This window comes from Pseudomonas oryzihabitans, from assembly GCF_032027545.1.
Lineage (GTDB): Bacteria > Pseudomonadota > Gammaproteobacteria > Pseudomonadales > Pseudomonadaceae > Chryseomonas > Chryseomonas oryzihabitans_F.
This window is the reverse complement of sequence record NZ_JAVSJB010000003.1, coordinates 148,159-173,130: the sequence shown is the minus strand read 5'-3', so window position 1 is coordinate 173,130 and position 24,972 is coordinate 148,159. Positions and strand designations below refer to the sequence as shown.

The following is a 24,972-nucleotide window of genomic DNA, read 5'->3' as shown; positions in this document are numbered from 1 at the left end:
CATGCAGACGCAGATACCGGAACTGCAGGCGCGCGACGTCGGCTTCCGTTACAAGGGCCACCAGGCGCTCAAGTCGATCAACCTGGACATCGCGGCCAAGCAGATCACCGCCATCATCGGCCCGTCCGGATGCGGCAAGTCCACGCTGCTGCGGATCTTCAACCGCATCTACTCGGAATACCCGGGGCTGGAAGCGACTGGCGAGATCCTCATGGACGGGGAGAACATCCTCGATCCCAAGTACTCGCTGAGCCGCCTGCGCAGCACCATCGGCATGGTGTTCCAGAAGCCGGTGCCCTTCCCGATGTCCATCGCCGACAACGTCGCCTACGGCATCCGCCACCACGAGCGACTGTCGCGCGTGGAATTGCAGGATCGTGTCGAGCAGGCCCTGCGCGGCGCCGCGCTGTGGGATGAGGTGAAGGACAAGCTGAACCAGAGCGCCCTGGGCCTCTCCGGCGGTCAGCAGCAACGCCTGTGCATCGCCCGTACCATCGCCCTGCGGCCGCGGGTGCTGCTGCTGGACGAACCCACCTCGGCGCTGGACCCCATCTCCACCGCGCGCATCGAGCAGTTGCTGGCCGAACTCAAGCAGGACTTCACCGTGGTCATCGTCACCCACAACATGCAGCAGGCGGCGCGCTGTTCCGACGTCACCGCCTTCATGTACCTGGGCGAGCTGATCGAGGTGGACAAGACCGACAAGATCTTCACCAAGCCGGACAAGAAGCAGACCGAGGACTACATCACCGGTCGTTTCGGCTGAGTCTCGCCGCACCTATACAGAAGGCCACTCCTCGGAGTGGCCTTTTTCATGGGCGCAGGAAGGCGACGGGGTACAGCGGCCTTGCCACCAAGTAGCACGCGTCATTGTTCCAGCGAGCGATAAGCATCGTTGCCACAACGGCAATGTATGGCACTTCTATTAAATCTTTTCCTTATATTTCAATGGCTTGTATTAAAAGTTTTAACTTTTTGCAGGCAAAACGACATCTCTTCTGCCGAGACTGGCCTCGCTTTGTGAAGGGCTGCACATCAGCCGTCATTGCCTGGACTGTCCTGAAAGGAGATCTCCGATGTCTATTACCCCTTATCGATTCACGGCGCTGTTCTCGGGCGTACTTTTGGCCACCTGCTCGGCCGCTGCGAGTGCCGCTGTCGATGAGAAGCTGCTCGACATGCTCAAGGCCAACGGCTCCATTACCCCCGCGCAGTACGCCGAATTGCGCGGGGACCTGCAGCAGGAGCAGCAGGCGCGCGCCGCCCAGGTCGCCCAGCAGCAGAAGACCTCCGACTTCGAGAAGAAACTGGCCTGGGCCGCCAAGACCCAGATCAAGGGCGATGTACGCGTCCGCCATGAGAGCATCGACATCGCCGGCGAGCCCGACAACGGCCGGGATCGCGACCGCCAGCGCATCCGGGCCCGGCTGGGCGCCTACAGCGAGATCAATCCGCAGGTGGATACCGGCATCCGCATCGCCACCGGTGGCGGCGACGATGCCCGCTCCACCAACCAGGACCTGAACAACTACTTCAACAAGAAGCAGATCTGGCTGGACCTGGCCTATATCGACTACCACCCCACGGCGCTGCCCAACCTGCACCTGGTGGGCGGCAAGATGGCGCAGCAGTGGGTCAGCACCGGTGATGTCATCTGGGACAGCGACATCAACCCCGAAGGCCTGGCCGGTACCTACAAGTACGACCTGGGCAGCGGTGCCGAGTTGTTCGGCAGCACGGGCTACTACGTGCTCAAGGACAACGTCGACGGCGAAGGCTACGAGTTCAAGCACGACCTGCGCCTCTACGCCGGCCAGCTGGGCAGCCGCTTCCAGCTGGGCGATGCCGCCAAGCTGATGGTAGGGGGCAGCGTCTATGCCTACGACAAGGACCAGGACAGCGCCTGCCCGACCACCGGCTCCGTCACCTCGCCCTGCGCCCTGGCAGCCAACGGCAACACCACCGACCGCTTCCAGCTCTACGAGGGCTTCGCCCAGCTGGACCTGACCAAGTTGTGGGTGCCGCTGTCCTTCTATGGCCAGTACGTGGTCAACGACAAGGCCGACGACGGCCAAGACACCGCCTGGCTGGTGGGCGCCAAGACCAAGCTGATGCAGCGGGTCGGCCTGGAGTACAACTACCGCGACGTGCAGCGCAACGCGGTGGTGGGGGCCTTCACCGACTCCGACTTCGGCAACGGCTCGACCGGCGCGCGGGGGCACAAGCTCAAGCTGGGCTACGACATCGACAAGAACTTCGGCGTCGGCCTGACCTACTTCCTCGCCGAGTCCGACACCGCCAGCCGCTTCCGCGACAACGCCGACGTCAAGACTCTGCAGTTGGACCTGGAAGCCAAGTTCTAAACCCCACGGCCCTCAGGCCGTGCTCCTCTTGAACCGCCCGCGTGGCGGTTCTTTTTTGTCTGCAGGAGCAACTATCCTATCGCTGTGGGGATACGTCACGTAGCGTGGAAAACGGCGCAGCCTTTTCCACTGGAGACTTGGTGGCGAGGAGGCCCTCACCCCAACCCTCTCCCCAACCCTCTCCCGAGGGGAGAGGGGGCTATCCGAGCAGGCGTTCAGTTTCCATCAGTCATAGCAAAGATCATGCCAAACCGGCGTATCTCTTCCTGTAGGAGCGGCCCATGTCTGCGATAGAGTGCACAAAGACAGTTGCTGCCATGGGCGGGGGCACCAAGGCCGATCACGAGTTCGCCGGGGCCGATGGAGCTGAATGCCTGGGCGGGGTGCGGGCGCCTTCGCCACGAAGCCCAGTGGAAGAGGTTGCGCCGTTTTCCAGGCTACGCTGCTTTAGGGGCACTTGCCTTATCGTGGCCATGGGCCTCCTACCGGTACGGGCTAGTCCGTGGAACAACAGCCTTATCGCCTGAGCGACCGAAGACGAGCATCCGCTCAAGGCCCCCTCTCCCTCTGGGAGAGGGCTGGGGTGAGGGAACCTCGGCGGCGAACTCTTCGTGGAAAAGGCTGCGCCGTTTTCCACACTACGTCTGTAGGAGCAACGGCATCGGCGGACCGCCATGGAGCTTCGCCACCAGAACACAACCCCCGGTCCCTAACGCACCAACCTGATCTCCACCAGCTTGCCGTCGATGAATTTCAAATGGCGCAAGGCGCCGTTCTCCGGGCCATAGGTCCAGAACTGGGTCTCGGCCGCGTCGAACTTGGGCACGCCGTTGTTGCGCAGCGCCGGTGGGTTGACCTGGCGTTCGGCCGGCGCGCCGCAGGCAGCCAGGACCTGGTCGACGCTGTCGCCTTCTTCGACGAGGTTCTGACCGCAGCGCAGGCTGGCCTGGGCGAGGAGGGGGAAGAGCAGGAGACATAGCGATAGATAGCGAGTGCGCATCGAGACCCTGGGAGATTGCGGCAGAGGCCATTGCCTTCAGCCTAGCCGTTATCCAGCAAAGGAACGGCTTTGGCGAAGCCACGGCTGAGGTAGCGGGAGCCGGCCAGGCCGAAGCGCCAGGGTACCTCGCGGGCACGGGTAATGCCGATGCGCGGACCCTGTACCACGGCTACCTCGGCAGCGGCTGGTTCCAGCAGGAAGGGCGGCTCGTCCAGCGGCAGGCCGTCGTGGCTACCGTCGATGCCCAGCGCCTGGCAGAGCCGACCGGGACCGGCGCAGAGCAGGCGGTCGGCCAGCCCGCCACGGCGTTCGCGCATGAGTTCCAGGCCCCAGAGCGGCTCCAGGGCGCGGATCAGCACCCCAGCGCCGTGGCCGGCCTCGCGGCAGACCAGGTTGAAGCACCAGTGGATGCCGTAGGAACGATAGACATAGGCGTGCCCGGGCGGGCCGAACATGGCACGGTTACGCAGGGTCGGGCCGGAAAAGCTATGGGAGGCCGGGTCTTCGCCGTCGTAGGCCTCGGTCTCGACGATGAGGCCGCCCACGCCCTCGACCGCCAGCGTGGCGCCGATCAGCTGGCGGGCGACTTCAGCCACCGGACGGCTGAAGTCCACTGTTGTCACGCCTTGGGCTCCGGTGCTTCGAGGATCAGCGCGGCATGCACCAGGGCCAGATGGCTCAGGCCCTGGGGGAAGTTGCCCAGGGCTGCGCCATCGTGCGGATCGCGCATCTCGGTCATCAGGCCGACGCCATTGAGACTGGCGGCCAAGACCTCGCGCATCAACTTCCGCGCCTGGTCGACCTCGCCCAGTACGGCATGGGCCTCGACCATCCAGTAGGAGCAGGCCAGGAAGGCGCCTTCTTCCTGCTCGGCACCGCTGTAGCGATAGACCAGCGGACCTCGGGTCAACTCGCGGCGAATGGCGGCCAGGGTGCTGACCGAACGCTCACCGCCGTCGAAGCCGAAGCGAATCCCGAGCAGTAACCCGGCATCCAGTCGCTCGGTACCGGCATAGAAGGTGTAGGCCTGCTTGCGCTCGCTCCAGCAGTGCTCATTGACCCAATCACGGATGCGATCGCGCTCGCGTTGCCAGCGGCCGCACATGGCATCGGGGATATGGCCGTCGCGGGCAAGGGTCACGGCGCGATCCAAGGCGAACCAGCAACCCAGCTTGGACAGGGTGTAGTGCCGCTCTTCGGGGAGCTCCCACATGCCGGCATCCGGCTGGCGCCAGCTGTCCGCGCAGAGATTGGCCAGGTCGGTGAGCAGGCTGGCGGTGGCGAAATCCAGCACATGACCCTTGCTGGCATAAAGGCGGAAGGTTTCCAGCAGATCGCCATAGAGACTCAGCTGGCACTGGGCGCTGGCGCGATTGCCGACGCGCACCGGCTGGGAGTCGCGATAGCCCGGTACGGAGAGGGTGCGCTCCTCGGGCGCCAGCTCGCCTTCCAGGGTGAAGCAGGTGTGCAGGCGATTGCCGTGGCGGCGGATAACGTTCTGGATCCAGGCCAGCGCTGCCTGGGCCTCGCCCAACGCGCCCAGGTAGAGGAAGGCCTTGATGGTGAAGACCGCATCGCGCACCCAGGCATAGCGGTATTCATAGTTCTTGTCGCCGCCGATCCGTTCCGGCAGCGAGGTGGTAGCCGCGGCTACGATGGCGCCGGTGGGCGAGTAGAGCAGCAACTTGAGCGCCAGGGCCGAGCGCTTCACCTCGCTGAGGAATTCACCGCGGTAGACGAAACCTTGGGCCCATTCGCGCCAGGCTTGGTCGCTGCGGTCTATACGCTGGTCGACCTCTTCCAGGGTGGGGACGATCAGCGGTTCGTTCTCGGTCGCGGTCAAGGCCAGGACGCTACGCTGGCCGGCCTCCAGCACCAGGCGCGCCAGCAGGCGGCGGTCATCGCACTGGAGGATCTCCAGGCGCTCGCAATAGCGCAGGGTAGCCATCACGCCATCGACGTGCATCACCTCGCCATTGGGCGTGCGGCGCATCCACGGCGAGACGGTCTGGCCCTGGGTACCCGGCACCAGTTCGATCCGCAATTCGACCCGCCCGGAAAGGCCTTCCAGCCGACGGCCCAATTCGCACCAGGGCAGGCGCCCGGCCGAGCCACTGTTGAGCGATTCGGTCAGGCGCACGCTGCCGTCCGCGGTATGGAAGCAGGTTTCCAGTACGTTGCTGTCTTCGCGATAGGCGCGCTCGACGCGATAGTCGGCCACCGGGGCAATGGCGAAGAAGCCGCCGGCCGGGGCATCCAGCAGGCGATCGAACAGCGGGGCGGAGTCCATGTTGGGCACGCACCACCAGTCCAGCGAGCCGTCCGGTGCCACCAGGGCCACCGAACGACCGTCGGAGAGGGCGGCGTAACCCGCCAGGGGCGCGTAGCCGTCCTGGCGAGCGGGATCGAAGGCCGCCACAGCCGTCAGCCCATGCCTCCGGTGGCGCCATAGACTTCGCCGGTCACATAGCTGGATTCCTGGGAGGCCAGCAGCACATAGATGGGCGCCAGTTCCGCCGGCTGGCCCGGGCGCTTGAACACCGTTTCACCGCCGAAGCTGGGAATCTTCTCCTGGGGCTGGCCGCCGCTGGGTTGCAGGGGCGTCCAGAACGGACCGGGGGCCACGGCGTTGACGCGAATGCCCTTGGCGGCCACCTGCTTGGCCAGTGCCTTGGTGAAGTTGGTGATGGCTGCCTTGGTGGAGGCGTAGTCCAGCAGGAACTCCGACGGCTGGGTGGCCTGGATCGAGGTGGTGTTGATGATGGCGGCACCGGCCGGCAGGTGCGGCAGCGCGGCCTTGCATAGCCAGAACAGGGCATAGACGTTGGTCTTGAAGGTCGCGTCGAACTGCTCGGTGGTCAGCTCGGCGATGTCTTGCACGGCGGTCTGCTTGCCCGCCACGTTGACCAGGATGTCGAGGCCGCCAAGGGTTTCCCTGGCCTTGCTCACCAGCTGGTTGCAGAAGGCTTCGTCCTTCAGATCGCCTGGTACGCAAAACGCCTGGCGGCCTTCGGCTTCCACCAGCTGCACCACTTCCTGGGCGTCGGCCTCTTCCTCGGGCAGGTAGTTGAGCACCAGGTCGGCACCCTCGCGGGCATAGGCGATGGCAGTCGCCCGACCGATCCCCGAATCCGCACCGGTGATCAGCGCTTTGCGCCCGGCCAGGCGCCCGAAGCCCTTGTAGCTGGTCTCGCCATGGTCGGGACGCGGCTGCATGACCTGGGCCAGACCCGGTGCCTCCTGGGGCTGCTTGGGAAACTCCGGTTGGGGATACTGGGTGAGGGGGTTCCGCATGGCGTACTGGTTGTCGCTGGACATGACATCTCCTGAGGCGGTGAGAAGGGTACCGAATGGGCACCTTTTCGATGACGTTCAAGGAAATGGAAAGGCAAACCGCGGATGAGGTTCCCTGCGATCATCAGAAGACGTATCTGTTTCGACAGTCTTCTTACCCAGGCTTTACTCCCGGCTACGGTGCTTTCGCCAGCGCCCGGCGTCCAAGGACAGGAACGAGGGAAGGTCCCTCGCGGCAGGAGAAGGTCGATGTGGGTGAAGAGCTGCAAGGTGGCCGTGCTGGCCGTACTACTGTCGCTGTCCGGTTGCTGGTGGTTCATGCCACCGCCCGGCGGCGGCCATGGCGGGCCAGGTGGGGGGCCGGGTGGTCACGGTGGGCCCGGGGGCGGCCCGGGTTTCGTCGGTCCGCGCTAGGCTTTGTCTGAAAAGTGCCTGCGCATCGGTGATGCTGCGTTAAAAATCAACTCGGAATGCTCATTTACCACTCGTAAACTCCGCTTCCTCGCTGATTTTTGCCTTGCCTCACCTTCGCTCGGCGACTTTTTAGACAAGCCTTAGGGCTCGACGGGCTCTAGCCGCAGGGCGGCACCGGTGCGCCTGAGGGTGAGGATGTCCGCCTCGCGACAGCCGATCAGGTCTCCCGCGGTGGTGCGCAACTGGTCATCCTCCAGCTGAGCGTAGGGCGCCGGCTGGGCGCCGTCGCCCGCGACCATGATGTACAGCTGACCACAGAGCAACTGACCCGCCAGCCGACCATCGTCCAGGCTGATCAGGCGATAGCTGCGGCGAGCGTCGTAGGTGAAGCGCATGGGAGCATCCATTCAGGGTGTCCAGCTCAGAACCGCGCCGCCGCGCAATGTTCCCACGGACGCGTCGGCCCGCTGAGGCGACGGCGCTACCGGGGGCTCAGAGGCGGAACTGCGCCACCAGTCCCTGGAAGGACGTCGCCAGGCGTGACAGTTCCTGGCTGGAGGCGGCGGTCTGCTGCGCCCCGGTGGCGGTCTGGGTCGACAGGTCCTGGATGTTCACCAGGTTGCGATCCACCTCGCGGGCCACCTGGGCCTGCTCCTCGGCAGCGCTGGCGATCACCAGGTTACGTTCCTCGATGCGCGCCACGCCTTCGGTGATGCGCTGCAGCGCCTCGCCTGCGCGATTGGCACGCTGCTGGGTGTCGTCGGCCAGGGTCTGGCTCTTGTGCATGGCACTCACCGCTTCTTCGGCGCTGCCGCGCACGGCGCTCATCATGCGTTCGATCTCACCCGTGGAGCCCTGGGTCCTGTGGGCCAGGGCGCGGACCTCGTCCGCCACCACGGCGAAGCCGCGACCCTGCTCGCCGGCGCGGGCCGCTTCGATGGCGGCGTTGAGCGCCAGGAGGTTGGTCTGCTCGGCGATGCCGCGGATCACTTCCAACACCTGGCCGATCTCGCGGACCTGGCCCTCCAGGGTCTGCACCTTCTGGGTGGAGTCGGTGATCTCGCGGGTCATCACCGTCATGGCCTGGGCAGCCTGCAGCACCTGTTCGCGGCCCAGCTGGGCCTCGCGGCTGGTTTCCTGGGAGGCGGTGGAGGTGGAGACGGCATTGCGCGCCACCTCTTCCACGGCTGCGGTCATCTCGTTGACCGCGGTGGCGGCCTGCTGCACCTCGTCGTGCTGGCGCACCTGGCCACGAGAGGTCTCTTCGGTGACCACCTGCAATTGCTCGGCAGCCGCGGCGAGCTGCCCCGAGGCGCCGGCCATCCGCTGCACGGTGTCCTTGAGGCTGCGCTGCATGCCGCCCAGGGCCTGCAGCAACTGACCGGCTTCATCGCGGCGGGTGCTCTGGATGGCCTGGGTCAGATCGCCCTGGGCAACCCGCGCGGCACTGGTCACCGCTGCGCGGATCGGCGTGACGATCATCCGGGTGATGACGATACCCAGCGCCAGGGCGCAGACCAGGGCCAGCAGGATGCCGCCGCTGAGGGTCCAGAGCGCCTGGTGGTAGGTAGTGACCGCCAGGACGCCGGATTCACTGCTCTGACGCTTGTTGGAATTCACCATGATCTTGAACGAGGCCATGGTCTTGCGATAGATGGGCTGTACCTGGTCGTTCAGCAGTTGCGCGGCGCCCTGCGTATCCTTGGCGGCCAGCCGTGCCAGGACGCTCTCGACTCCGGCGAGGTAGCTTTGCCAGTCCTGCAGGAAGGCGTCGCCAGCGGCTTTCTCATCGGGCTCCAGGGGCGTCTGGCGATAGTCGGCGAAGGGCTTCTCGGCATCGGCCTGGTTGGAGCGCATGGAGGCGATGACCCGATCCTGCTCGGCCTGGGGAGCATTGCCATAGACCATCGACAGCAGGCGGAACAGATCGCGGTTGTGGCCGATCACGTTGCTCTTGGTGTCGTTGAGCTGGGTGATGGATACCAGGTTGTCGTTCAGCACCGAGTCCAGCAGGGTATTCAGGCTGCCGATGCCGCGCAGGCCGATCGCTCCGATGCCGAGGGTGATGAGGCTGCACAGGCCGAAGGCGATGGCCAGCTTCTTCGCCAGCGCCAGATTGTTGAACCAGATCATGGACGTGTCCTTTGAGCCGAGGAAACTACGCCCTGGCTATCGGCACATGTCAGACGAGCTTTAATTCAGTCAGACGATTTGCCGGGGCGTCGCCGGCCACTCAGGTTCGCCGGTAGAGGTCGTCCAGCAGGCGATTGGCCGCCAGGGCGTCGGCCAGGTTGGCTAACTCGGGGCGCGTGCGGCCAAGCAGGTGATCGAACACCGCCATGGCGCCCTGCGGGACCCCGGGCACCACGTCCTCGGCCAGCACTCGTTGGTTTCCCTGGGCGTCGTGCCACAGCAAGCGTCCCGCGGCGAGTTCCAGGGTCGCCTCCGTGCCGTCCAGGCGAATGGCCAGGCGTGGCCCGCGCAGGATGGCGCTGGTACGCAGGTGGATCGGTAGGTCGCCGGCCCACAGCAGCGCCTCGCCGCCATGATCCAGCGGCCAGCGCGCGTCCTGCTCCCGCCGGCAGTGCTCCACGGTCAGGGGCCGAGCGGTCAGCCAGGCGGCGAAGTCGAGCAGGTGCGCCGCCAGGTCGCCGAAGGCGCCATAGCCCATGCGCGTCTCGTCCAGATGCGCCGGCCAATCGCTCAGCCAGCCCTCCAGCAATCCTGGATGGCCCGCGGTCAACGACAGGTGGGTGAGGGTGCCGATGGCGCCATCCCGTGCGAGCTGACGCAGGCGCTGCAGGGCCGGATCGGTGCGCAGGTAGAAGCCGCTGAAACAGGTGCGGCCGGCCAGTTGCGTGGCCAAGGCAGTGGCCCGCTCGGCCGAGACGGCCAGCGGCTTTTCCACGAACAGGTGGCGGGCGCGGGGCAGGAGGGCCGCTACTGCCGCCTCATGGTCATCGATGGCGGTGGTGACGAAGGCCAGGTCCACTTCGGGCAGCCGGGCGAAGTCGTCCAGCACGGGCAGGCCATGAGGCGCAGCCAGCCGCTGCGCCCGGGCGGGATCGCGTTCGCTGGCTACGGCCACCACCCTTACCCGCGGATCGGCCAGGCTGGTGTCCAGGTAATCCTGGGCGTGGATCTGTTCGCAACCGACGATGGCGACGCTGAGCATGAAAAGGGCCCTCTAACGGTGGTTGTTCCGTTATGGACCCCTTAGGCGCCGAGAAACTTCCCCGATCAGGCCGGCTGGTAGGCCTTGCCAAAACGGTTGGCCAGGAAGGCGTCCATGTCCACCTGTTCCTGGGCGATGAAGCCACGCTGCGGCAACTTGCCTTCGCGGAACAGATCCAGGGCGGTGCAGATGCCGGCGGCGGTGGTGATCTGGATGGCGCTGGTCAGGCGACCGTCGCGCTCGGCGGCAAAGATCTTGCGGCTGAACACCTCCTGCACCAGCTTGCCGCCACGCATCCCGCTGACGGTGACGAACACCAGCACCACGTCCTGCATGGTGGTGGGCACGGCGCCGCGCAGGATGTCCTTGAGCTGCTCTTGGTCATTCGCCAGGCGCAGGTCTTCCAGCAGGAACTTCATCAGGTCACGGTGACCGGGATAGCGCACGGTCTTGTAGTCCAGGGTTTCCACCTGGCCCTGCAGGGTCTCGCAGAGGGTGCCCAGGCCGCCCGAGGTGTTGAAGGCCTCGTATTCCACGCCGTCCAGGGAAAAGTGCTCCAGGCCTTCCAGCGGCTGCACCAGTTGCAGCTCGCCGTTACGCACCGCTTCGCACGGGTGGCAATACTCGTTGACCAGGCCGTCGACGCTCCAGGTCAGGTTGTACTTCAGGGCATTGGTGGGAAACTCCGGCAGGGCGCCGACGCGCATCTTCACCTCGCGCACACTGTCGAAGCGCTTGGCCAGGGAGTGAGCGGCGATGCCGATGAAGCCGGGCGCCAGGCCGCACTGGGGCATGAAGGCGTTGCTCGCACCCTCGGCCAGTTGGCGGATGGCCTTGGTGGCCTTCACGTCTTCGGTCAGGTCGAAGTAGTGGGTATTGGTGGCCTTGGCCGCCTGGGCCACGGGAATCGCCAGGTGATAGGGCAGGGCGTTGAGTACCACGTCCTGATCGTCCAGGGCGGCGGCCAGGGCGCTGGCATCGGCGGTATCCAGGGGGCGGGTCTGTACGCCCAGGGCCGCGATGGCCGCCAGGGCGCGTTCGTCACGATCCGCCACCGTCACCTGGTAGTCGCCACTGGCATGCAGCAATTGCGAAATGGTGTAGCCGATGTGGCCAGCGCCGAGCAGGGTGACTTTCATGGCGGATCCTCCGTGGTTGAAGGCTCCAGCTTAAAAAGTGGCGCTGTCGGATGTGAGTGTCAGAGCGTCGAATCGTTGTCTCTTATTTGACGAGCCGTCGGAATTTTCGTCGTTTCGACGAGGCGGCTCGCTTGTGGGTGAAATCGCTGCTACTGAAAGGTGGTTTTCGCGCCGAACCTTGATCGCGCCCATGGCGGTCCGCCGCTGCGGCCGCTCCTACGGGACATTCGGCTGCTGTAGGAGCGGCCCATGGCCGCGATAAGCCGGACGCTCGATGCTCGCTCAGGCGCCGCCGCCTTAATCCGGCACCACCCGCAGCACCTGGCCTTCCTCGCCATCCGTGAGCAACCAGAGATTACCGTCCGGTCCACTGCGCACGTCGCGCAGGCGCTGGTCCAACTCCCGGAACAGCACCTCCTGCTCACCGGGCGCGCCGTCCACCAGCGGCACCCGCCGCACCGACTTCTCCCGCAGCGCCGCCACGAACAGGCTGCCGCGCCAGGCGGGAAAGCCCATCCCGTCGTACCAGGTCATACCGGCCGGAGCGATGGAGGGCGTCCACTCCAGCAGTGGTGGCGTGATGCCCGGCAACTCGCGAAAGGGGGTGATGCGCGCGCCGGTGTAGTCCACGCCGCCGGTGGTCAGCGGCCAGCCGTAGTTGGCACCGGCGCGGATCAGATTCAGCTCGTCGCCGCCCTTGGAGCCATGCTCGTGTTCGTACAGCGCCTGGCGCTCGGGCACCCAGACCAGCCCTTGGGGATTGCGATGGCCGAGGCTGTAGATCTCCGGCAGGGCACCCGGCCGGTTGACGAAGGGATTGTCCGCTGGCACGCCGCCGTCGCGGGTCACCCGCACGATCTTGCCCAGGTGGGTATCCAGTCGCTGGGCGTCGGTCCGCTCCACGTTGCCATCACCCAGGGCGATGGCCAGGGTCCCGTCGCCGAGCAGCGCCATGCGTGCGCCGAAGTGCTGACCAAAGGCCTTGGCCGGCTGGCTGGTGAACAGGGGGCGGACGTCCTGCAGGCGCCTGCCATCCAGCCGCGCGCGCACCACCTTGAGGTGATTGGCCTGGCGCGTGCCTGAAGCGTAGGAGAGGTAGAGCAGCTGGTTATTCCTAAAGTCCGGGTCCGGCAGCACCTCGAACAGCCCAGCCTGGCCTTCGTCATACAACTCGGGCAATCCGCTCACGGCCTCCGCCTGCAGGCTGAGCCGGCCCTGGCCATCCGGCACCAGCACGCGCAGCCGTCCGGCACCCTCGGTCAACAGCGCCCGGCCATCGGGTAGAAAGGCCAGCGACCAGGGCCGTTCGAGTCCGGTCGCCACCGTCTCGATCCGGTAGGCAGGTGCCGCCGTGGCCAGCGGACCTCCCAGCACAACCATTAGCAACACAAACCCGGCCCAGCACCGGGAAGCTTTACATGACGGCCGAGGTCTACCGCAGGCATCCGCTGTCGCTACCATCATTACCTCTCTTCGAGAATGTCCGCTCATGTCCAAACCGCTCTGGCGCGCCTTGTTCAGACCCCGCCCGCTATTGGCGTTCGCCGCCGCCCTGTTGCTGGCCACCGCCTGGGGCAGCCTGGTGCAGACCCAGTACAACCTGGCCGCGCTGCAGGGTCTGGGGCAGTCGATAGACGCCGCCACCCGCTGGCAGACGTCGCTGCAGGATCTGCTGGGCTTCGGACCCGTCTATGCCGCCATCGTGCTCGCCGCTTGGTTACCAGCCTTAGCCGCGGCCTTCTGGCTCGGCCGTCGCAAGGGGGCCTACCGCGCCGGTCTGGTACCGCTGGCCACCGGTGTCAGCCTGATCGCTGCCATTCGCCTGATTGACGCCTTTGCCCCCATGCCAGTACTCATCTACGCCACCCGCACCCTGGATGGCCTGCTGGCAATGGCCGTGGGCGGCCTGGTGGGAGGCTTGCTGTTCATCTGGCTGGTCCGACCGCAGGCGGACCGGGCAGGTGTGCTGTACTAGGGGAGAGTGATCTCAGGACGAGGTCAGCTTCATCAACACCAGTCCGCTGACGATCAAGGCCGCGGCCAAGATCCGCAGGGGGCTGGCGGCCTCGCCCAGCACCCGGATGCCCACCACGAAGGCGCCGACCGCGCCGATGCCGGTCCAGATCGTATAGGCCATGCCCAGCGGCAGGCTGCGCATGGCGATCGATAACAGCGCCACGCTCGCCACCATCGCGACCAGAGTGATCACCGTCGGTATGACCCGGGTGAAGCCCGCCGACTGCTTCAGATAGAACGGCCAAACCACCTCGAGCAGTCCCGCACAGACCAGATAGAGCCAAGCCACGGACGGCCTCCTGTGCAACCCGGCCTGCCCGCCGATCCTCAGGGTCGTCCCCAGGGGCTATGGAAGAGGCGGTGATCAGAGTCACCGCCTGATCGGCGCGGCTATCCGAGCTGCCTGCGCCCAGGTCTTTCGACCCGCCGTCGTCTCTAAGAGCCTGTTCAAAGTCTCGCGAGCTAGAGACAAACAAGGCGAAAAGGCCTGAGGAAGCGGAGTTTACGAGTGGTAAATGAGCATTCCGACCAGGCTGGCGACCCAGGGCATTTTCAACGCCGTTTGGCCGACGCGCAGCAGACGTTGAACAGGCTCTAAGGGCGTTGGCAGATCTGTACGGCGATCCCATCGAACGTCCGGTCGAAGCTCGCCCGCTCGGCGGCACTGAGGAAGCCTTGCTGTTGCACCAGGGCGTCGCTCTGGCCACGCACCTGGGCGATGCGCTCACTGAACGCGTTCGCCTGCTCCTGACTGATCCGCCGCGCCTTGCGCGCCGTGCTCACGTCCGCCTGCAGCACATTGGCGCGCATGGAGATATGCGCCTGGAGCGGATCGCTGATCGAGCCACCCAGCTCGCCAGGCAGTGCACGCTGCTGCTCCAGGTTGCAGCTGGGCAGGCCGAGATCGTCGGATCGGCCTTGCTCCTTGGTGCAGGCACCCAGGGCGAGGGGTAACAGCAGCAGGGGGATTAGGGATTTCATCCAGGTCTCCTCGAGAGTGGCCGTAGACTGAGACCTTGAGAGCCTGCGACAGGCGCTTGGTTCAGGCGCTATGGCTCTGGCAAGCGCTTTTCGGCAAAGAATGGCCTACGTTGGGCCTGGCCTGCTGGGGTGGCCAGTGTGAAGCGTGAGGCAGCGCCAACTCAGCCCAGCGATTCGTCGAAGTAATCGCTGTCCAGCCTGGGCACCTTGTAAAGCTGCGAGGTGACACCGACCTCATGGTCGAGCATCAGGCCGACCAGGCGTTTCCCGTCCACCAGCACCAGGCCTTCGACCGAGCGCGCGAAGTCGACCGCCTGGGCGGTGAAGCCGGAGGTGGTGATGAAGACGCCACGTTTGGCCTTCTGCCCGGCCAGGGCGCCATAGAAGGCCTGCAGGTCGGGGCGGCCGACGGTACTCTGCCAGCGCTTGGCCTGTACATAGACCTTTTCCAGCCCCAGGGCATCCAGCGAGATCACCCCATCGATGCCGCCGTCACCACTACCGCCTACTTGCTGCAGCGCCTGGCGATTCGCGCCGTAGCCCAGGCGGTGCAACACGTCGAGCACGATATGTTCGAAACGCGTTGGGCTGGCCTGCAGCAGGTTATCCAACAGATCGCCCGCCACACTGGTGCGCAGTTCGAGGATGGCCTGGTTTAGGCGCTCCTGGGGACTGCTGGTGGCCAGATCGGCCTGAACGAGCGGAGCGGACGCGTCGTTACCCTCATCCAGCGAGGCAGCATCTGGTGCCGGCTTGAGCTGCACGCTGATGAAGTTCAACGCCAGATGCTCGACCTGCTCCTGGCTCAATGGTGTCGGGTTGGCCTGGGCAAAGGCGCGGCCACTGTCGGTCAATTGCCAATAGCCACGCTTGGCGCTACTGGAATAGCCGGCGCGCTTGAGTCGATCATGCGCCCACCCCGAGCGGTTCTTGTAGGTAGGCTGGCCACTAGCTATGGTCTCCTGTCGTTGCTTCTCACTGAGGCCCAACGCCTGTGCAGCCGCTTCGTGAGCCTCACCTGCCGTGGCGCCTTCCGGGCGGACGGCGAGAAAACGCAGGATGGGTTCGATGAACTGGTCGTAGGTCGGCACGGACATGGTTCGTTCTCTTCCTTGAAGGGTTTAGCTCAACTGAGTGGCCTGCTGATCGCGTCCGGGCGACTTAACGGGCATTTCGAGCTGGCCGGCGAAGAAGTTGTTCGACACGGCAGGCTACGCCCTTTGAAAAAACGAAGTTACTGCTCTCTGCCATGTTCCATCCCTTGAGTTCTTCAGCCTCACTGCGGAAGTGACGGTGTTGCAGGGCATGATGCCAGACACAATGGCGGATGTGTTTAGCTAGCCGCCGCTCAACCTTTGAACGTCGAACAGCTTAGTACGGGATAGGGGAAAGCTGCGCTGCGCTTCGATAAGTGGAAGTCTTGGCGGCATTCCGGAAACGAAAAAGCCCGCTCGATGGCGGGCTTTTTTGACGTTCACCGGACCATGACGGCCGTGAACGGAAGATGGCGCACTCGGCGGGATTCGAACCCACGACCCCTGCCTTCGGAGGGCAGTACTCTATCCAGCTGAGCTACGAGTGCAGCGATTCGGTGACGCTGAATCGGTCGCCATCATACTCACCTTGCCGCGGACCGTCCATGCCCGAATGCACGATGTTGTTGATTTTGAACGAGTGTTTCTTCGGTGGCAGGCGAGCCTGGATAAACAGTGGGACAGCCGGTGAGAAAACCTCCCGATCGCTCTTGCACAGGGGTTCAGGATTCTCCTAGGATGCGTTCAATATTTCGAACGCTTGCGGCGGTTCGGACGTTTAACGCGGGCACTGAACGGTGGCGAACCCACCGGTTCCAAGCCTGACCTTATCGCAGGCGCAGGGGTGATCCGCCCTTGCTTCCGGCCCTTTCAGCCCAGGAGACCGTAATGCAGCTCAAAGATGCTTCCCTGTTCCGCCAGCAAGCCTATGTCGACGGCGCCTGGATCGACGCCGACAGCGGCGACAGCGTCAAGGTGGACAACCCCGCCACCGGCGAGACCCTGGGTACCATTCCCAAGCTCGGCCGCGCCGAGACCAAGCGTGCCATCGATGCCGCCAATCGTGCCCTGCCGGCCTGGCGCGCCCTGACCGCCAAGGAGCGTTCGGCCAAGCTGCGTCGCTGGTACGAGCTGATGATCGAGAACCAGGACGACCTGGGCCGCCTGATGACCCTGGAGCAGGGCAAGCCGCTGGCCGAGGCCAAGGGCGAGATCGCCTATGCCGCCTCCTTTATCGAGTGGTTCGCCGAGGAAGCCAAGCGTATCTATGGCGACACCATCCCCGGCCACCAGGCCGACAAACGCATCCTGGTGATCAAGCAGCCCATCGGCGTCACCGCCGCCATCACGCCGTGGAACTTCCCCACCGCGATGATCACCCGCAAGGCCGGCCCGGCCCTGGCTGCCGGCTGCACCATGGTCATCAAGCCCGCCAGCCAGACCCCGTACTCGGCGCTGGCCCTGGCCGAACTGGCCGAGCGCGCCGGCATTCCCAAGGGCGTGCTGAGCGTGGTCACCGGTTCCGCCACCGAGATCGGTGCCGAGCTGACCGAAAATCCCATCGTGCGCAAGATTTCCTTCACCGGCTCCACCGAGATCGGTGCCAAGCTGATGGAGCAGAGCGCGCCCACCATCAAGAAGCTGTCGCTGGAACTGGGCGGCAACGCGCCCTTCATCGTCTTCGACGACGCCGACCTGGACAAGGCCGTGGAAGGCGCCATCGCCTCCAAGTACCGCAACGCCGGTCAGACCTGCGTCTGCGTCAACCGCCTCTATATCCAGGATGGCGTCTACGACGCCTTCGCCGAGAAGTTCAAGGCCGCCGTGGCCAAGCTCAAGGTCGGTAACGGCCTGGAAGAGGGCGTCACCATCGGCCCGCTGATCGACGCCAAGGCCGCGGCCAAGGTCAAGGAACACATCGACGACGCCGTGAGCCAGGGCGCCAAGGTCATCGCCGGGGGCAAGGCCCACGCCAACGGTGGCAGCTACTTCGAGCCGACCATCCTCGCCGAGGTGCCGCGCAGCGCCAAGGTATCCAAGGAAGAGACCTTCGGCCCGCTGGCGCCGCTGTTCCGCTTCAAGGACGAGGCCGAGGTCATCGAACTGGCCAACGACACCGAGTTCGGTCTGGCCTCCTACTTCTATGCCCGTGATCTGTCCCGTGTGTTCCGCGTCGCCGAGGCGCTGGAGTACGGCATGGTCGGCATCAACACCGGCCTGATCTCCAACGAAGTCGCTCCCTTCGGTGGCGTCAAGGCCTCGGGCCTGGGCCGCGAAGGCTCCAAGTACGGCATCGAGGACTATCTCGAAATCAAGTACCTCTGCCTCGGCATCTGAGCCCCTCCTGGGTTGGGTGAGACGGCTCCAGCGTCGACGCCCAACCAGGCTGAGTCTGCGTCGCTCGGGCTCAGCCCCACCCGTTTTTCCCGGCGCGGACGCCGGGCCGTTGGCAGTCGATCATCGTATGCTGCCCGGAATCCGGTCCGCGTTTCTCCCGTAGCCGGCCGCACGATGAGCGGCCATCGAGGACTGCAATGAGCCACACCAATGATTCCCTGATGCACCGCCGCAGTGCCGCCGTCGCCCGTGGCGTCGGCCAGACCCACCCGATCTTCGTCGCCCGTGCGGAGAACGCCAAGGTCTGGGACGTCGAGGGCAACGAGTTCCTGGACTTCGCCGGCGGCATCGCCGTGCTCAATACCGGCCACCTGCATCCGCGCGTGGTGGCGGCCGTGCAGGAGCAACTGACCAAGGTCTCCCACACCTGCTTCCAGGTGCTGGCCTACGAGCCCTACGTCGAAGTCTGCGAGAAGCTCAACGAGCTGGTGCCGGGCAACTTCCCGAAGAAGAGCGTGCTGTTCAACTCCGGCTCCGAAGCCGTGGAGAACGCCATCAAGATCGCCCGCGCCGCCACCCAGCGCGCCGGCGTCATCGCCTTCTCCAGCGCCTATCACGGTCGCACCATGATGACCCTGTCGCTCACCGGCAAGGTCGCGCCCTATTCGGCCGGCATGGGCCTGATGCCCGGAGGGGTCTATCGCGCACTCTATCCTTGCGAACTGCACGGCATCAGCGTCGATGACGCCATCGCCAGCGTCGAGCGCATCTTCAAGAACGATGCCGCGCCCGGCGACGTGGCCGCCATCATCCTCGAGCCGGTGCAGGGTGAGGGCGGCTTCTATGCCGCGCCCAAGGATTTCATGCAGCGCCTGCGCAAGCTATGCGACACCCATGGCATCCTGCTGATCGCCGACGAAGTCCAATCCGGCGCCGGTCGTACCGGCACCTTTTTCGCCATGGAGCAGATGGGCGTGGATGCCGACCTGGTGACCTTCGCCAAGTCCATCGCCGGTGGCTTCCCGCTGTCGGGCGTGACCGGTCGCGCCACGGTGATGGATGCCGTCGCCCCTGGCGGCCTGGGCGGTACCTATGCCGGTAGCCCCATCGCCTGCGCCGCGGCCCTGGCGGTGATCGAGACCTTCGAGCAGGAGAACTTGCTGGACCGCTCCAAGGCCGTGGGCGAGCGCCTCACCGCTGGCCTGCGTGAGCTGGCCGCCAAGCACCGGCAGATCTGCGACGTCCGGGGTCTGGGTGCCATGATCGCCATGGAGCTGGGCAAGGGCGGCGACGTCGAACAGCCCGACGCCGAGCTGACCAGCCAGATCGTCGTCCGCGCCCGCCAGAAGGGCCTGATCCTGCTCAGCTGCGGCAGCTACGGCAACGTGCTGCGCATCCTGGTGCCCCTGACCGCCAGCGATGAAGAGCTGGACCGCGGCTTGGCCATTATCGGCGAGTGTTTCGCCGAATTGGCCTGAGTGCTAGCCGGCCGCCCTCGAAAGAGGGCGGTTCGGCTGTGACGGGCTTGGCAGAAAGCTCGCGTTTGACGCATCATCCGCCGCTTCGCTTACCTCAAGCAGGAGTGGGTTGGGATGCCGCCCCTGATACTCATCGTCGACGCCAATCCTTGGACCCGTGACCTGCTCAAGTCACTCATCCTGGCCGTGCGCGCCGATGCCTTGGTCCACGAATATGGCCATGGCTACCAGGCGCTTGCCGAACTGGATCGTCGTAAGAGATGCGCCCTGGTCATCATCGAAAGTCCCGCCGACGGCGATGGACTCGACCTGCTGCGACGCATTCGCCAGCGTGGTGCCCAGCCCCTGCAGCCAGTCATCCTGCTTTCCGACCAGGCCGATGCCGCCTATGTGCGCGCCGCGCTGCGCCTGGCGCCCACCGCCTATCTGGTAAAGCCTTACGCCGCCGAAGAGGTGTTGCGCCGCTTGGGCAGCCTGTTGCCGCCCGCTGACGATGATTCCCATACCGGTCAGGCCGAGTTGCAGGGAACGCTGGACGACTATCTGCAACGACTGGCGGCCGAGATCGATGCCGTACCGCTGTTCGCCGATCTGCCCGGCATCATCCAGCGCTGCCGTGATAGCGCGAGTTGCAGCCTGGGCGAGCTGGAAACGGAGTTCGGCCAGGACCCGTTGGTCACCGCGACCCTGATCGCCGCGGCCAACAGCGCCTCCCAGCGCGTGGGGCAATCCTGTCAGACCCTCAGCCAGGCCCTGCCGCGCCTTGGGGTCGGCTTCACCCTCAATCTGGTCCTGGGCCTGAGCCTCAGGCGGGCGACGCGGCTCGACCATCCCCTGCTGGCCGAGCGCGCCGAGCGCTATTTGCAGTTCGCCCAGCGCGCCGCCGACTGCGCCCGGCTGCTGGCACTGCGCTATGCCCGCGAAGACGCCGAACGCTGCTATACCGGTGGCTTGCTGCATCGCCTGGGTGAGTTGGCCGTGTTGCAGGGGCTGCAGCGTTGGTGCGACGGCGGTGGCCTGATCGATGAGGCGGCGGTGGAGCGCGCCCTGATGAGCTACAGCCTGGAATTCTCCGCAGAGCTGCAACGACATTGGCGCCTGCCGCTGGAGTTGCGTGAGCTGGTAGCGGCGGTGCACAGCCTGCACGGGGTGCTGCCGAAGCCGTCGCTGATCCTGCATCTGGCCGCCCATGCCGCGAGCCTGCCGCCGGACGATGCCCTCGACGACCTCGTCGAGCACAAGGCCGGGCGCATGCTCGGCCTGGAGGCGCCGGTGTGGAAGCTGGCCGTCAGCCAGCTCAAGCTCGCCTAGCTGGCTTTATCGGGTCGATAACCCAGGCGCAGTCCACCCCAGTGACGGCCGTTCACCAGGATCGGCACCGAGAGATCATGCATCACCTCGCCGGTATCCCTCATGTAGGTCTGCAGCAGCAGCCGCTGTTGATGGCTGCCGCAGCGCCTGCCGGTGCGGTCGCCGAAGATGCGCTTGCTGCGGCTGCGTGCCGTGTCCGCCGCCAGGTCGCCGGTGGGCGCATGGGCGAAGGCTCTGTTGTGGGTGGGCACATAGCCTTCCGGGGTACAGGCGATGACGAATACCAGGCCGGGATGTTGCTCCAGCAGCGGTTCCTGGATCGTCGGCAGCACACCATCGGTGTAGCTGTCGAAGCGGGTCCGGTACTTCGGCGGCTGGCAGCCGGGGATGGGCTGGTACTGGCGGTCGAAGAGGGCGTCCTGGGTGATGCGGCCAGCGGCGAGGTCTTCCTCGAAGCGCCGGCCGATGGCGTCCGCCCCCTGGCGAGCCAGTTCAAAGATGCGTTGGTGATAGCTGTCCAGGCCGATCTCGGCCAGGCGTTCGCTACTGGCTTCGGCCATGTCCACCAGCTCGTCGGCAGCCGTGCTCAGGCGACTGGTCTGGCGCTCGCTGTCAGCCAGATCGGCGTGCACCTGATCCACCGCCTGGGCCAGGCTTTCCAGTTGGCTGAGATTGGCCGCGGTACCCAGGGCGATGTCCGCGGCCTGGCGTTCGGCGGTCTGCGCTAGGTGGGCGATTTCCTGCAGGCCTTCGCCGGTGCGCTCCACCTGGCGCACGCCATCCTCCAGGGCCGCGGCCAACTGCTGGATTTGCTGGACCACCGCGCCGGTCTGCTGGCCGATATCGGCGACGATCAGCCCTACCTCGCCGGTGGCGCTGGACGTCCGTGCCGCCAGGCCACGCACCTCGTCCGCCACCACGGCGAAACCGCGTCCGTGCTCGCCGGCACGCGCGGCTTCGATGGCGGCATTGAGCGCCAGCAGGTTGGTCTGGCTGGCGATGGCCTGGATGACCTCGGTGACCTGCTGGATCTTGTCGGTGCGGGCGCTCAGGCCGGCGATCAGCTCCCGGCTTTCGCGGGCATGATCGCTCAGGGCGCGGATGGCACTGATCGCCGAATTCAAGGCGTCGCGCCCGGCCTCGCTGCGCTGGTGCACCTGCTGCGCCACCTCCAGGGCCTGGCGGGCGCTGCCGGCGCTGTCCTGTTCGGTCTGGGTGAGGGCTGCCGCACTGCTGGAGATCTGTGCGGCGGCGCTGGCCTGGGACTGCACCTTGCCTGCCAGTTGCTGGGCGGCAAAGGCGACCCCGGCGATGGCCACGGCGTTGCGCGCCGTGCTGCGCGAGAGATCGCGGGTAAGGTCATCGAGCGCCGGGGCAGGCGTCGTGGGCGGTGCGGAGGACCGTCTTGCCAGCCAGGGCCAGAGACCCGCCACCAGCGTCAGGCCGATGCCCACCGCGGTCGGCCAGGCCAGCGTCTGCCAGAGCAGTAGGGCGCCGACGACGGTCAGCAGATGCAGCGGCAGTACCAGTTGCCAGCGCGGGGGCATGCGACCTCCTTGTTCTTGTGCTCAGGTCGAGGTCGACACCGTGATGGGGTCGCCAGGGTTCGATCATGGAGCCAGCTTTCCAGAGGTTGCAATCGTTGTCTGACGATAGCGGCTACGACTTTCGTCGCAGCCGTCCGATGATTCGCTTCAGGGCGTACGCGGCAGGAAGTGCAGGGCGGTGCCGCGCTGCAGGCCAGCCAGCACCGGATGGTCCTTGACCAGCTCGACCTCGATCACCTCGGTCTGCTCCGGCACCCGCAGGGTTACCCGGGTGATGGCGCCGAGCGGACGGATGTCACGCACCTCGGCGGCGTGATAGCCCGGACGGGGCTCCCGCTCGAGCTCCACCTCGTGGGGACGGAACAGCAGTTCCTGCTCCCCCAGCGCCAGGCGATTGGAGTCGCCGAGGAAGTGGTAGACGAAGTCACTCGCCGGCTGTTCGTAGACCTCACCCGGCGAGCCGACCTGCTCGATCTGCCCCTTGTTCATCACCACGATGCGATCGGCCACTTCCATGGCCTCTTCCTGGTCATGGGTGACGAACACCGAGGTCAGGTGGATCTCCTCGTGCAGCCGCGCCAGCCAGCGGCGCAGTTCCTTGCGCACCTTGGCGTCCAGCGCGCCGAAGGGCTCGTCCAGCAACAGGATCTTGGGCTCCACCGCCAGGGCGCGGGCCAGGGCGATGCGCTGGCGCTGGCCGCCGGAGAGCTGTTCGGGATAGCGGTCGGCCAGCCAGTCCAGCTGCACCATGTTCAGCAGTTCGTGCACTTTGCTGGCGATCTGTGCCTCGCTGGGTCGCTCGCGGCGCGGCTTCATGCGCAGGCCGAAGGCGACGTTGTCGAACACCGTCATGTGGCGGAAGAGTGCGTAGTGCTGGAACACGAAACCGACGTTGCGATCGCGCACGTCGCGCCCGGAGACGTCCTCGCCGTGGAAGCCGATGTTGCCGGCATCCGGCGCTTCCAGGCCGGCGATGATGCGCAGCAGCGTGGTCTTGCCACAACCGGACGGGCCGAGCAGGGCGACCAATTCGCCGCTCTCGATGTGCAGGTTGATGTCCTTGAGCGCCTGGAAGGCGCCGAAACGTTTGTTGATACCCTGGATCTCGATGCTCATGGCGCCTTATTCCTCATCACGGTGCTGCAGTTGGCGGCTCAGGCGACTTTCGCTCCACTGCCGTAGCAGCAGGATCACCAGGGCCATCAGCAGCAGCAGGATCGCCACACTGAAGGCAGCGACGATGTTGTATTCGTTGTAGAGAATCTCGATGTGCAGCGGCAGGGTGTTGGTCAGGCCACGGATGTGTCCGGAGACCACCGACACCGCGCCGAACTCACCCATGGCCCGGGCGGTGCAGAGCACCACGCCATAGATCAGCGCCCATTTCACATTGGGCAGGGTCACGTGCCAGAACAGCTGCCAGCCATTGGCGCCCAGCAGCCGTGCCGCCTCTTCCTCCTGGGTGCCCTGTTCCTGCATCAGCGGGATCAGCTCACGGGCCACGTAGGGGAAGGTAACGAAGATGGTCGCGAGCACGATGCCGGGCACGGCGAAGACGATCTGCACGTTGACGCTCTGCAGGTAGGGGCCCATCAAGCCCTGGGCACCGAACAGCAGTACATAGACGAGACCGGCGATCACTGGCGAGACCGAGAAAGGCAGGTCGATCAGGGTGACCAGCAGGCTCTTGCCGGTGAACTCGAACTTGGTCACGCACCAGGCCGCGGCCAGGCCGAAAGCCAGGTTCAGAGGTACCGAGATGGCGGTGGCGAACAGCGTCAGCTTCAGGGCCGAGAGGGCATCCGGTTCGCTGATGGCATCCCAGAAGGCGCCGATACCATTGGCCAGGCCCTGGGACAGCACCATATATAGAGGTAGGACGAGTATCAGCAGAAAGATCAGCCAGGCACTGGCGATCAGCGCGATGGCCACCGGCGTCCGCTGCTTCTGGGTGCGGGCATCCGCCTTGGTCGAAGTCATGAGGCTCATGCGGACGTCCTTAGATGTTGGGCTGGATGCGGCGCTGCAGCAGGTTGATCAGCAGCAGCATGACGAAGGACACCAGCAGCATGAACACCCCGATGCCGGTAGCACCGGTGTAGTCGTACTGGTCCAGCTTGGAGACGATGAGCAGCGGCAGGATCTCGGTCTTGAATGGGATGTTGCCGGCGATGAATACCACCGAGCCGTATTCGCCCACGCCGCGGGCGAAGGCCAGGGCGAAACCGGTCAACCAGGCCGGCAACAGGGTCGGCACCAGCACGTAGCGGAACACCTGCCAGGGGCGGGCGCCCAGGCAGGTGGCGGCTTCCTCGATCTCCTTGGGGATGTCCGCCAGCACCGGTTGCAGGGTGCGCACCACGAAGGGCAGGGTGACGAAGATCAGCGCCAGGGTGATGCCGAGGGGGGTATAGGCGATCTTGAAGGGAAATAGCGAACCTATCATCCCGTTGGGTGCATAGAGCGCGGTGAGGGCGATGCCGGCCACGGCGGTGGGCAGGGCGAAGGGCAGGTCGACCATGGCGTCGATCAGCTTGCGGCCGGGAAACTCGTAGCGCACCAGCACCCAGGCCAGCAGGGTGCCGAGGATGCCGTTGACGAAGGCCGCGAGCAGCGCGGTGCCGAAGGACAGCTGCAGGGCCGCGAGTACCTGGCGCCCGGTGATCAGCGACCAGAACTGCCCGAGGGTCAGCTGGCTGGCGTGGAGGAACATGGCGCCCAGCGGGATCAGCACGATCAGCGCGAGGTAGCTCAGGGTGAATCCCAGGGTCAGCCCGAAGCCGGGTATGACCGGGGAGAGACGGCGAGACATGAGGCGTCCTTCTGCAAGGCGCCCCGGCGAGACGTTCGCCAGGGCGCAGAGGGGGCAACGATACCTGTTCC

Annotated in this window: 23 protein-coding genes and 1 tRNA gene; 7 read left to right on the top strand and 17 right to left on the bottom strand. The window is 65.6% G+C overall.

Annotated elements, in window-relative coordinates; translation table 11 throughout:
• The first annotated feature begins 1 nt into the window (after position 1).
• Positions 2–766, top strand: a complete 765-nt coding sequence (gene pstB, locus RND78_RS05750) for a phosphate ABC transporter ATP-binding protein PstB (RefSeq protein ID WP_059316941.1) — start codon at positions 2–4, stop codon at positions 764–766.
• 310 nt (positions 767–1,076) lie between these two features.
• Positions 1,077–2,363 (top strand): putative porin, encoded by a 1,287-nt coding sequence (locus RND78_RS05745; RefSeq protein WP_312726773.1) that lies wholly within the window; start codon positions 1,077–1,079, stop codon positions 2,361–2,363.
• A 709-nt stretch (positions 2,364–3,072) separates the two neighbouring features.
• On the opposite strand, the gene RND78_RS05740 is transcribed toward RND78_RS05745, so the two are convergent.
• Genes RND78_RS05740 through RND78_RS05725 form a run of 4 tightly spaced genes read right to left on the bottom strand, consistent with a single transcriptional unit; the run spans position 3,073 to position 6,681 of the window.
• Complete coding sequence (locus tag RND78_RS05740; RefSeq protein ID WP_312726771.1) at positions 3,073–3,363, bottom strand: DUF2845 domain-containing protein; 291 nt, start codon at positions 3,361–3,363, stop codon at positions 3,073–3,075.
• A 41-nt stretch (positions 3,364–3,404) separates the two neighbouring features.
• Positions 3,405–3,986, bottom strand: a complete 582-nt coding sequence (locus RND78_RS05735) for a DNA-3-methyladenine glycosylase (protein WP_312726769.1) — start codon at positions 3,984–3,986, stop codon at positions 3,405–3,407.
• Entirely contained in the window at positions 3,983–5,782 is a 1,800-nt protein-coding gene (locus RND78_RS05730; protein ID WP_312726767.1) for a glycoside hydrolase family 15 protein, read from the bottom strand. Before RND78_RS05730 ends, RND78_RS05735 begins: the two co-directional genes overlap by 4 nt.
• A 5-nt stretch (positions 5,783–5,787) precedes the next feature.
• On the bottom strand, positions 5,788–6,681 hold the full coding sequence (locus RND78_RS05725; protein ID WP_312726765.1) for an SDR family oxidoreductase: 894 nt from the start codon (positions 6,679–6,681) through the stop codon (positions 5,788–5,790).
• A 225-nt stretch (positions 6,682–6,906) separates the two neighbouring features.
• Here RND78_RS05725 and RND78_RS05720 point away from each other — a divergent pair, with 225 nt between their 5' ends.
• Positions 6,907–7,071, top strand: coding sequence for a hypothetical protein (locus tag RND78_RS05720; RefSeq protein WP_295467814.1), 165 nt, complete (start codon positions 6,907–6,909; stop codon positions 7,069–7,071).
• Positions 7,072–7,211: 140 nt separating this feature from the next.
• On the opposite strand, the gene RND78_RS05715 is transcribed toward RND78_RS05720, so the two are convergent.
• The 5 genes from RND78_RS05715 to RND78_RS05695 all read right to left on the bottom strand — a co-directional run bounded on the left by RND78_RS05715 (position 7,212) and on the right by RND78_RS05695 (position 12,765).
• Positions 7,212–7,466, bottom strand: coding sequence for a hypothetical protein (locus tag RND78_RS05715; protein ID WP_312726762.1), 255 nt, complete (start codon positions 7,464–7,466; stop codon positions 7,212–7,214).
• A 97-nt stretch (positions 7,467–7,563) separates the two neighbouring features.
• Positions 7,564–9,204 carry a methyl-accepting chemotaxis protein gene (locus tag RND78_RS05710; RefSeq protein ID WP_312726760.1) on the bottom strand — a complete coding sequence of 547 codons (1,641 nt, stop codon included), beginning with the start codon at positions 9,202–9,204 and terminating at the stop codon, positions 7,564–7,566.
• A gap of 100 nt (positions 9,205–9,304) precedes the next feature.
• On the bottom strand, positions 9,305–10,246 hold the full coding sequence (locus RND78_RS05705; protein WP_312726759.1) for a Gfo/Idh/MocA family oxidoreductase: 942 nt from the start codon (positions 10,244–10,246) through the stop codon (positions 9,305–9,307).
• Positions 10,247–10,311: 65 nt separating this feature from the next.
• Positions 10,312–11,385: a saccharopine dehydrogenase C-terminal domain-containing protein gene (locus RND78_RS05700; RefSeq protein ID WP_312726757.1), complete on the bottom strand. Its 1,074-nt coding sequence runs from the start codon at positions 11,383–11,385 to the stop codon at positions 10,312–10,314.
• Positions 11,386–11,682: 297 nt separating this feature from the next.
• Positions 11,683–12,765 carry a PQQ-dependent sugar dehydrogenase gene (locus RND78_RS05695; protein WP_312726756.1) on the bottom strand — a complete coding sequence of 361 codons (1,083 nt, stop codon included), beginning with the start codon at positions 12,763–12,765 and terminating at the stop codon, positions 11,683–11,685.
• A gap of 109 nt (positions 12,766–12,874) precedes the next feature.
• On the opposite strand from RND78_RS05695, the gene RND78_RS05690 reads away from it, so the two are divergent.
• Complete coding sequence (locus tag RND78_RS05690) at positions 12,875–13,360, top strand: hypothetical protein (RefSeq protein WP_312726755.1); 486 nt, start codon at positions 12,875–12,877, stop codon at positions 13,358–13,360.
• Between the two features lie 12 nt (positions 13,361–13,372).
• Here the strand turns inward: RND78_RS05690 and RND78_RS05685 are convergent, their stop codons facing one another.
• The 4 genes from RND78_RS05685 to RND78_RS05670 form a co-directional block, all read right to left on the bottom strand.
• A complete protein-coding gene (locus tag RND78_RS05685; RefSeq protein ID WP_312726754.1) occupies positions 13,373–13,690 on the bottom strand; it encodes an SMR family transporter in 318 nt (105 codons plus the stop codon).
• 305 nt (positions 13,691–13,995) lie between these two features.
• Positions 13,996–14,382 (bottom strand): hypothetical protein, encoded by a 387-nt coding sequence (locus RND78_RS05680; RefSeq protein WP_312726752.1) that lies wholly within the window; start codon positions 14,380–14,382, stop codon positions 13,996–13,998.
• Between the two features lie 161 nt (positions 14,383–14,543).
• Complete coding sequence (locus tag RND78_RS05675) at positions 14,544–15,479, bottom strand: restriction endonuclease (RefSeq protein ID WP_312726751.1); 936 nt, start codon at positions 15,477–15,479, stop codon at positions 14,544–14,546.
• 408 nt (positions 15,480–15,887) lie between these two features.
• Positions 15,888–15,964 (bottom strand) — tRNA-Arg (locus RND78_RS05670).
• Positions 15,965–16,304: 340 nt separating this feature from the next.
• Here RND78_RS05670 and gabD point away from each other — a divergent pair.
• From gabD to RND78_RS05655, 3 genes are all read left to right on the top strand, one after another.
• Positions 16,305–17,753: an NADP-dependent succinate-semialdehyde dehydrogenase gene (gene gabD, locus RND78_RS05665; RefSeq protein WP_312726749.1), complete on the top strand. Its 1,449-nt coding sequence runs from the start codon at positions 16,305–16,307 to the stop codon at positions 17,751–17,753.
• Positions 17,754–17,950: 197 nt separating this feature from the next.
• Positions 17,951–19,231, top strand: a complete 1,281-nt coding sequence (gene gabT / locus RND78_RS05660; protein WP_312726748.1) for a 4-aminobutyrate--2-oxoglutarate transaminase — start codon at positions 17,951–17,953, stop codon at positions 19,229–19,231.
• A 114-nt stretch (positions 19,232–19,345) separates the two neighbouring features.
• Positions 19,346–20,542, top strand: a complete 1,197-nt coding sequence (locus tag RND78_RS05655; protein WP_312726747.1) for an HDOD domain-containing protein — start codon at positions 19,346–19,348, stop codon at positions 20,540–20,542.
• Here RND78_RS05655 and RND78_RS05650 read toward each other — a convergent pair.
• The 4 genes from RND78_RS05650 to cysT all read right to left on the bottom strand — a co-directional run bounded on the left by RND78_RS05650 (position 20,539) and on the right by cysT (position 24,901).
• Complete coding sequence (locus RND78_RS05650) at positions 20,539–22,089, bottom strand: methyl-accepting chemotaxis protein (RefSeq protein WP_312726745.1); 1,551 nt, start codon at positions 22,087–22,089, stop codon at positions 20,539–20,541. The two genes, RND78_RS05655 and RND78_RS05650, sit on opposite strands and share 4 nt — an antisense overlap.
• Before the next feature lie 147 nt (positions 22,090–22,236).
• Positions 22,237–23,205 (bottom strand): sulfate ABC transporter ATP-binding protein, encoded by a 969-nt coding sequence (locus RND78_RS05645; RefSeq protein ID WP_312726744.1) that lies wholly within the window; start codon positions 23,203–23,205, stop codon positions 22,237–22,239.
• Between the two features lie 6 nt (positions 23,206–23,211).
• Positions 23,212–24,069 carry a sulfate ABC transporter permease subunit CysW gene (gene cysW / locus RND78_RS05640; RefSeq protein WP_312727276.1) on the bottom strand — a complete coding sequence of 286 codons (858 nt, stop codon included), beginning with the start codon at positions 24,067–24,069 and terminating at the stop codon, positions 23,212–23,214.
• Positions 24,070–24,088: 19 nt separating this feature from the next.
• Positions 24,089–24,901: a sulfate ABC transporter permease subunit CysT gene (cysT, locus tag RND78_RS05635; RefSeq protein ID WP_312726743.1), complete on the bottom strand. Its 813-nt coding sequence runs from the start codon at positions 24,899–24,901 to the stop codon at positions 24,089–24,091.
• Positions 24,902–24,972 lie beyond the last annotated feature (71 nt).

Excerpts from the sequence above, each read along its gene's own strand:
- pstB (WP_059316941.1), top strand. The coding sequence starts at position 2 with ATGCAGACGCAGATACCGGAACTGCAGGCGCGCGACGTCGGCTTCCGT.
- RND78_RS05745 (WP_312726773.1), top strand. The coding sequence starts at position 1,077 with ATGTCTATTACCCCTTATCGATTCACGGCGCTGTTCTCGGGCGTACTT.
- RND78_RS05740 (WP_312726771.1), bottom strand. The coding sequence starts at position 3,363 with ATGCGCACTCGCTATCTATCGCTATGTCTCCTGCTCTTCCCCCTCCTC.
- RND78_RS05725 (WP_312726765.1), bottom strand. The coding sequence starts at position 6,681 with ATGTCCAGCGACAACCAGTACGCCATGCGGAACCCCCTCACCCAGTAT.
- RND78_RS05720 (WP_295467814.1), top strand. The coding sequence starts at position 6,907 with ATGTGGGTGAAGAGCTGCAAGGTGGCCGTGCTGGCCGTACTACTGTCG.
- RND78_RS05715 (WP_312726762.1), bottom strand. The coding sequence starts at position 7,466 with ATGCGCTTCACCTACGACGCTCGCCGCAGCTATCGCCTGATCAGCCTG.
- RND78_RS05710 (WP_312726760.1), bottom strand. The coding sequence starts at position 9,204 with ATGATCTGGTTCAACAATCTGGCGCTGGCGAAGAAGCTGGCCATCGCC.
- RND78_RS05705 (WP_312726759.1), bottom strand. The coding sequence starts at position 10,246 with ATGCTCAGCGTCGCCATCGTCGGTTGCGAACAGATCCACGCCCAGGAT.
- RND78_RS05700 (WP_312726757.1), bottom strand. The coding sequence starts at position 11,385 with ATGAAAGTCACCCTGCTCGGCGCTGGCCACATCGGCTACACCATTTCG.
- RND78_RS05695 (WP_312726756.1), bottom strand. The coding sequence starts at position 12,765 with ATGGTTGTGCTGGGAGGTCCGCTGGCCACGGCGGCACCTGCCTACCGG.
- RND78_RS05690 (WP_312726755.1), top strand. The coding sequence starts at position 12,875 with ATGTCCAAACCGCTCTGGCGCGCCTTGTTCAGACCCCGCCCGCTATTG.
- RND78_RS05680 (WP_312726752.1), bottom strand. The coding sequence starts at position 14,382 with ATGAAATCCCTAATCCCCCTGCTGCTGTTACCCCTCGCCCTGGGTGCC.
- RND78_RS05675 (WP_312726751.1), bottom strand. The coding sequence starts at position 15,479 with ATGTCCGTGCCGACCTACGACCAGTTCATCGAACCCATCCTGCGTTTT.
- gabD (WP_312726749.1), top strand. The coding sequence starts at position 16,305 with ATGCAGCTCAAAGATGCTTCCCTGTTCCGCCAGCAAGCCTATGTCGAC.
- gabT (WP_312726748.1), top strand. The coding sequence starts at position 17,951 with ATGAGCCACACCAATGATTCCCTGATGCACCGCCGCAGTGCCGCCGTC.
- RND78_RS05655 (WP_312726747.1), top strand. The coding sequence starts at position 19,346 with ATGCCGCCCCTGATACTCATCGTCGACGCCAATCCTTGGACCCGTGAC.
- RND78_RS05650 (WP_312726745.1), bottom strand. The coding sequence starts at position 22,089 with ATGCCCCCGCGCTGGCAACTGGTACTGCCGCTGCATCTGCTGACCGTC.
- RND78_RS05645 (WP_312726744.1), bottom strand. The coding sequence starts at position 23,205 with ATGAGCATCGAGATCCAGGGTATCAACAAACGTTTCGGCGCCTTCCAG.
- cysW (WP_312727276.1), bottom strand. The coding sequence starts at position 24,069 with ATGACTTCGACCAAGGCGGATGCCCGCACCCAGAAGCAGCGGACGCCG.
- cysT (WP_312726743.1), bottom strand. The coding sequence starts at position 24,901 with ATGTCTCGCCGTCTCTCCCCGGTCATACCCGGCTTCGGGCTGACCCTG.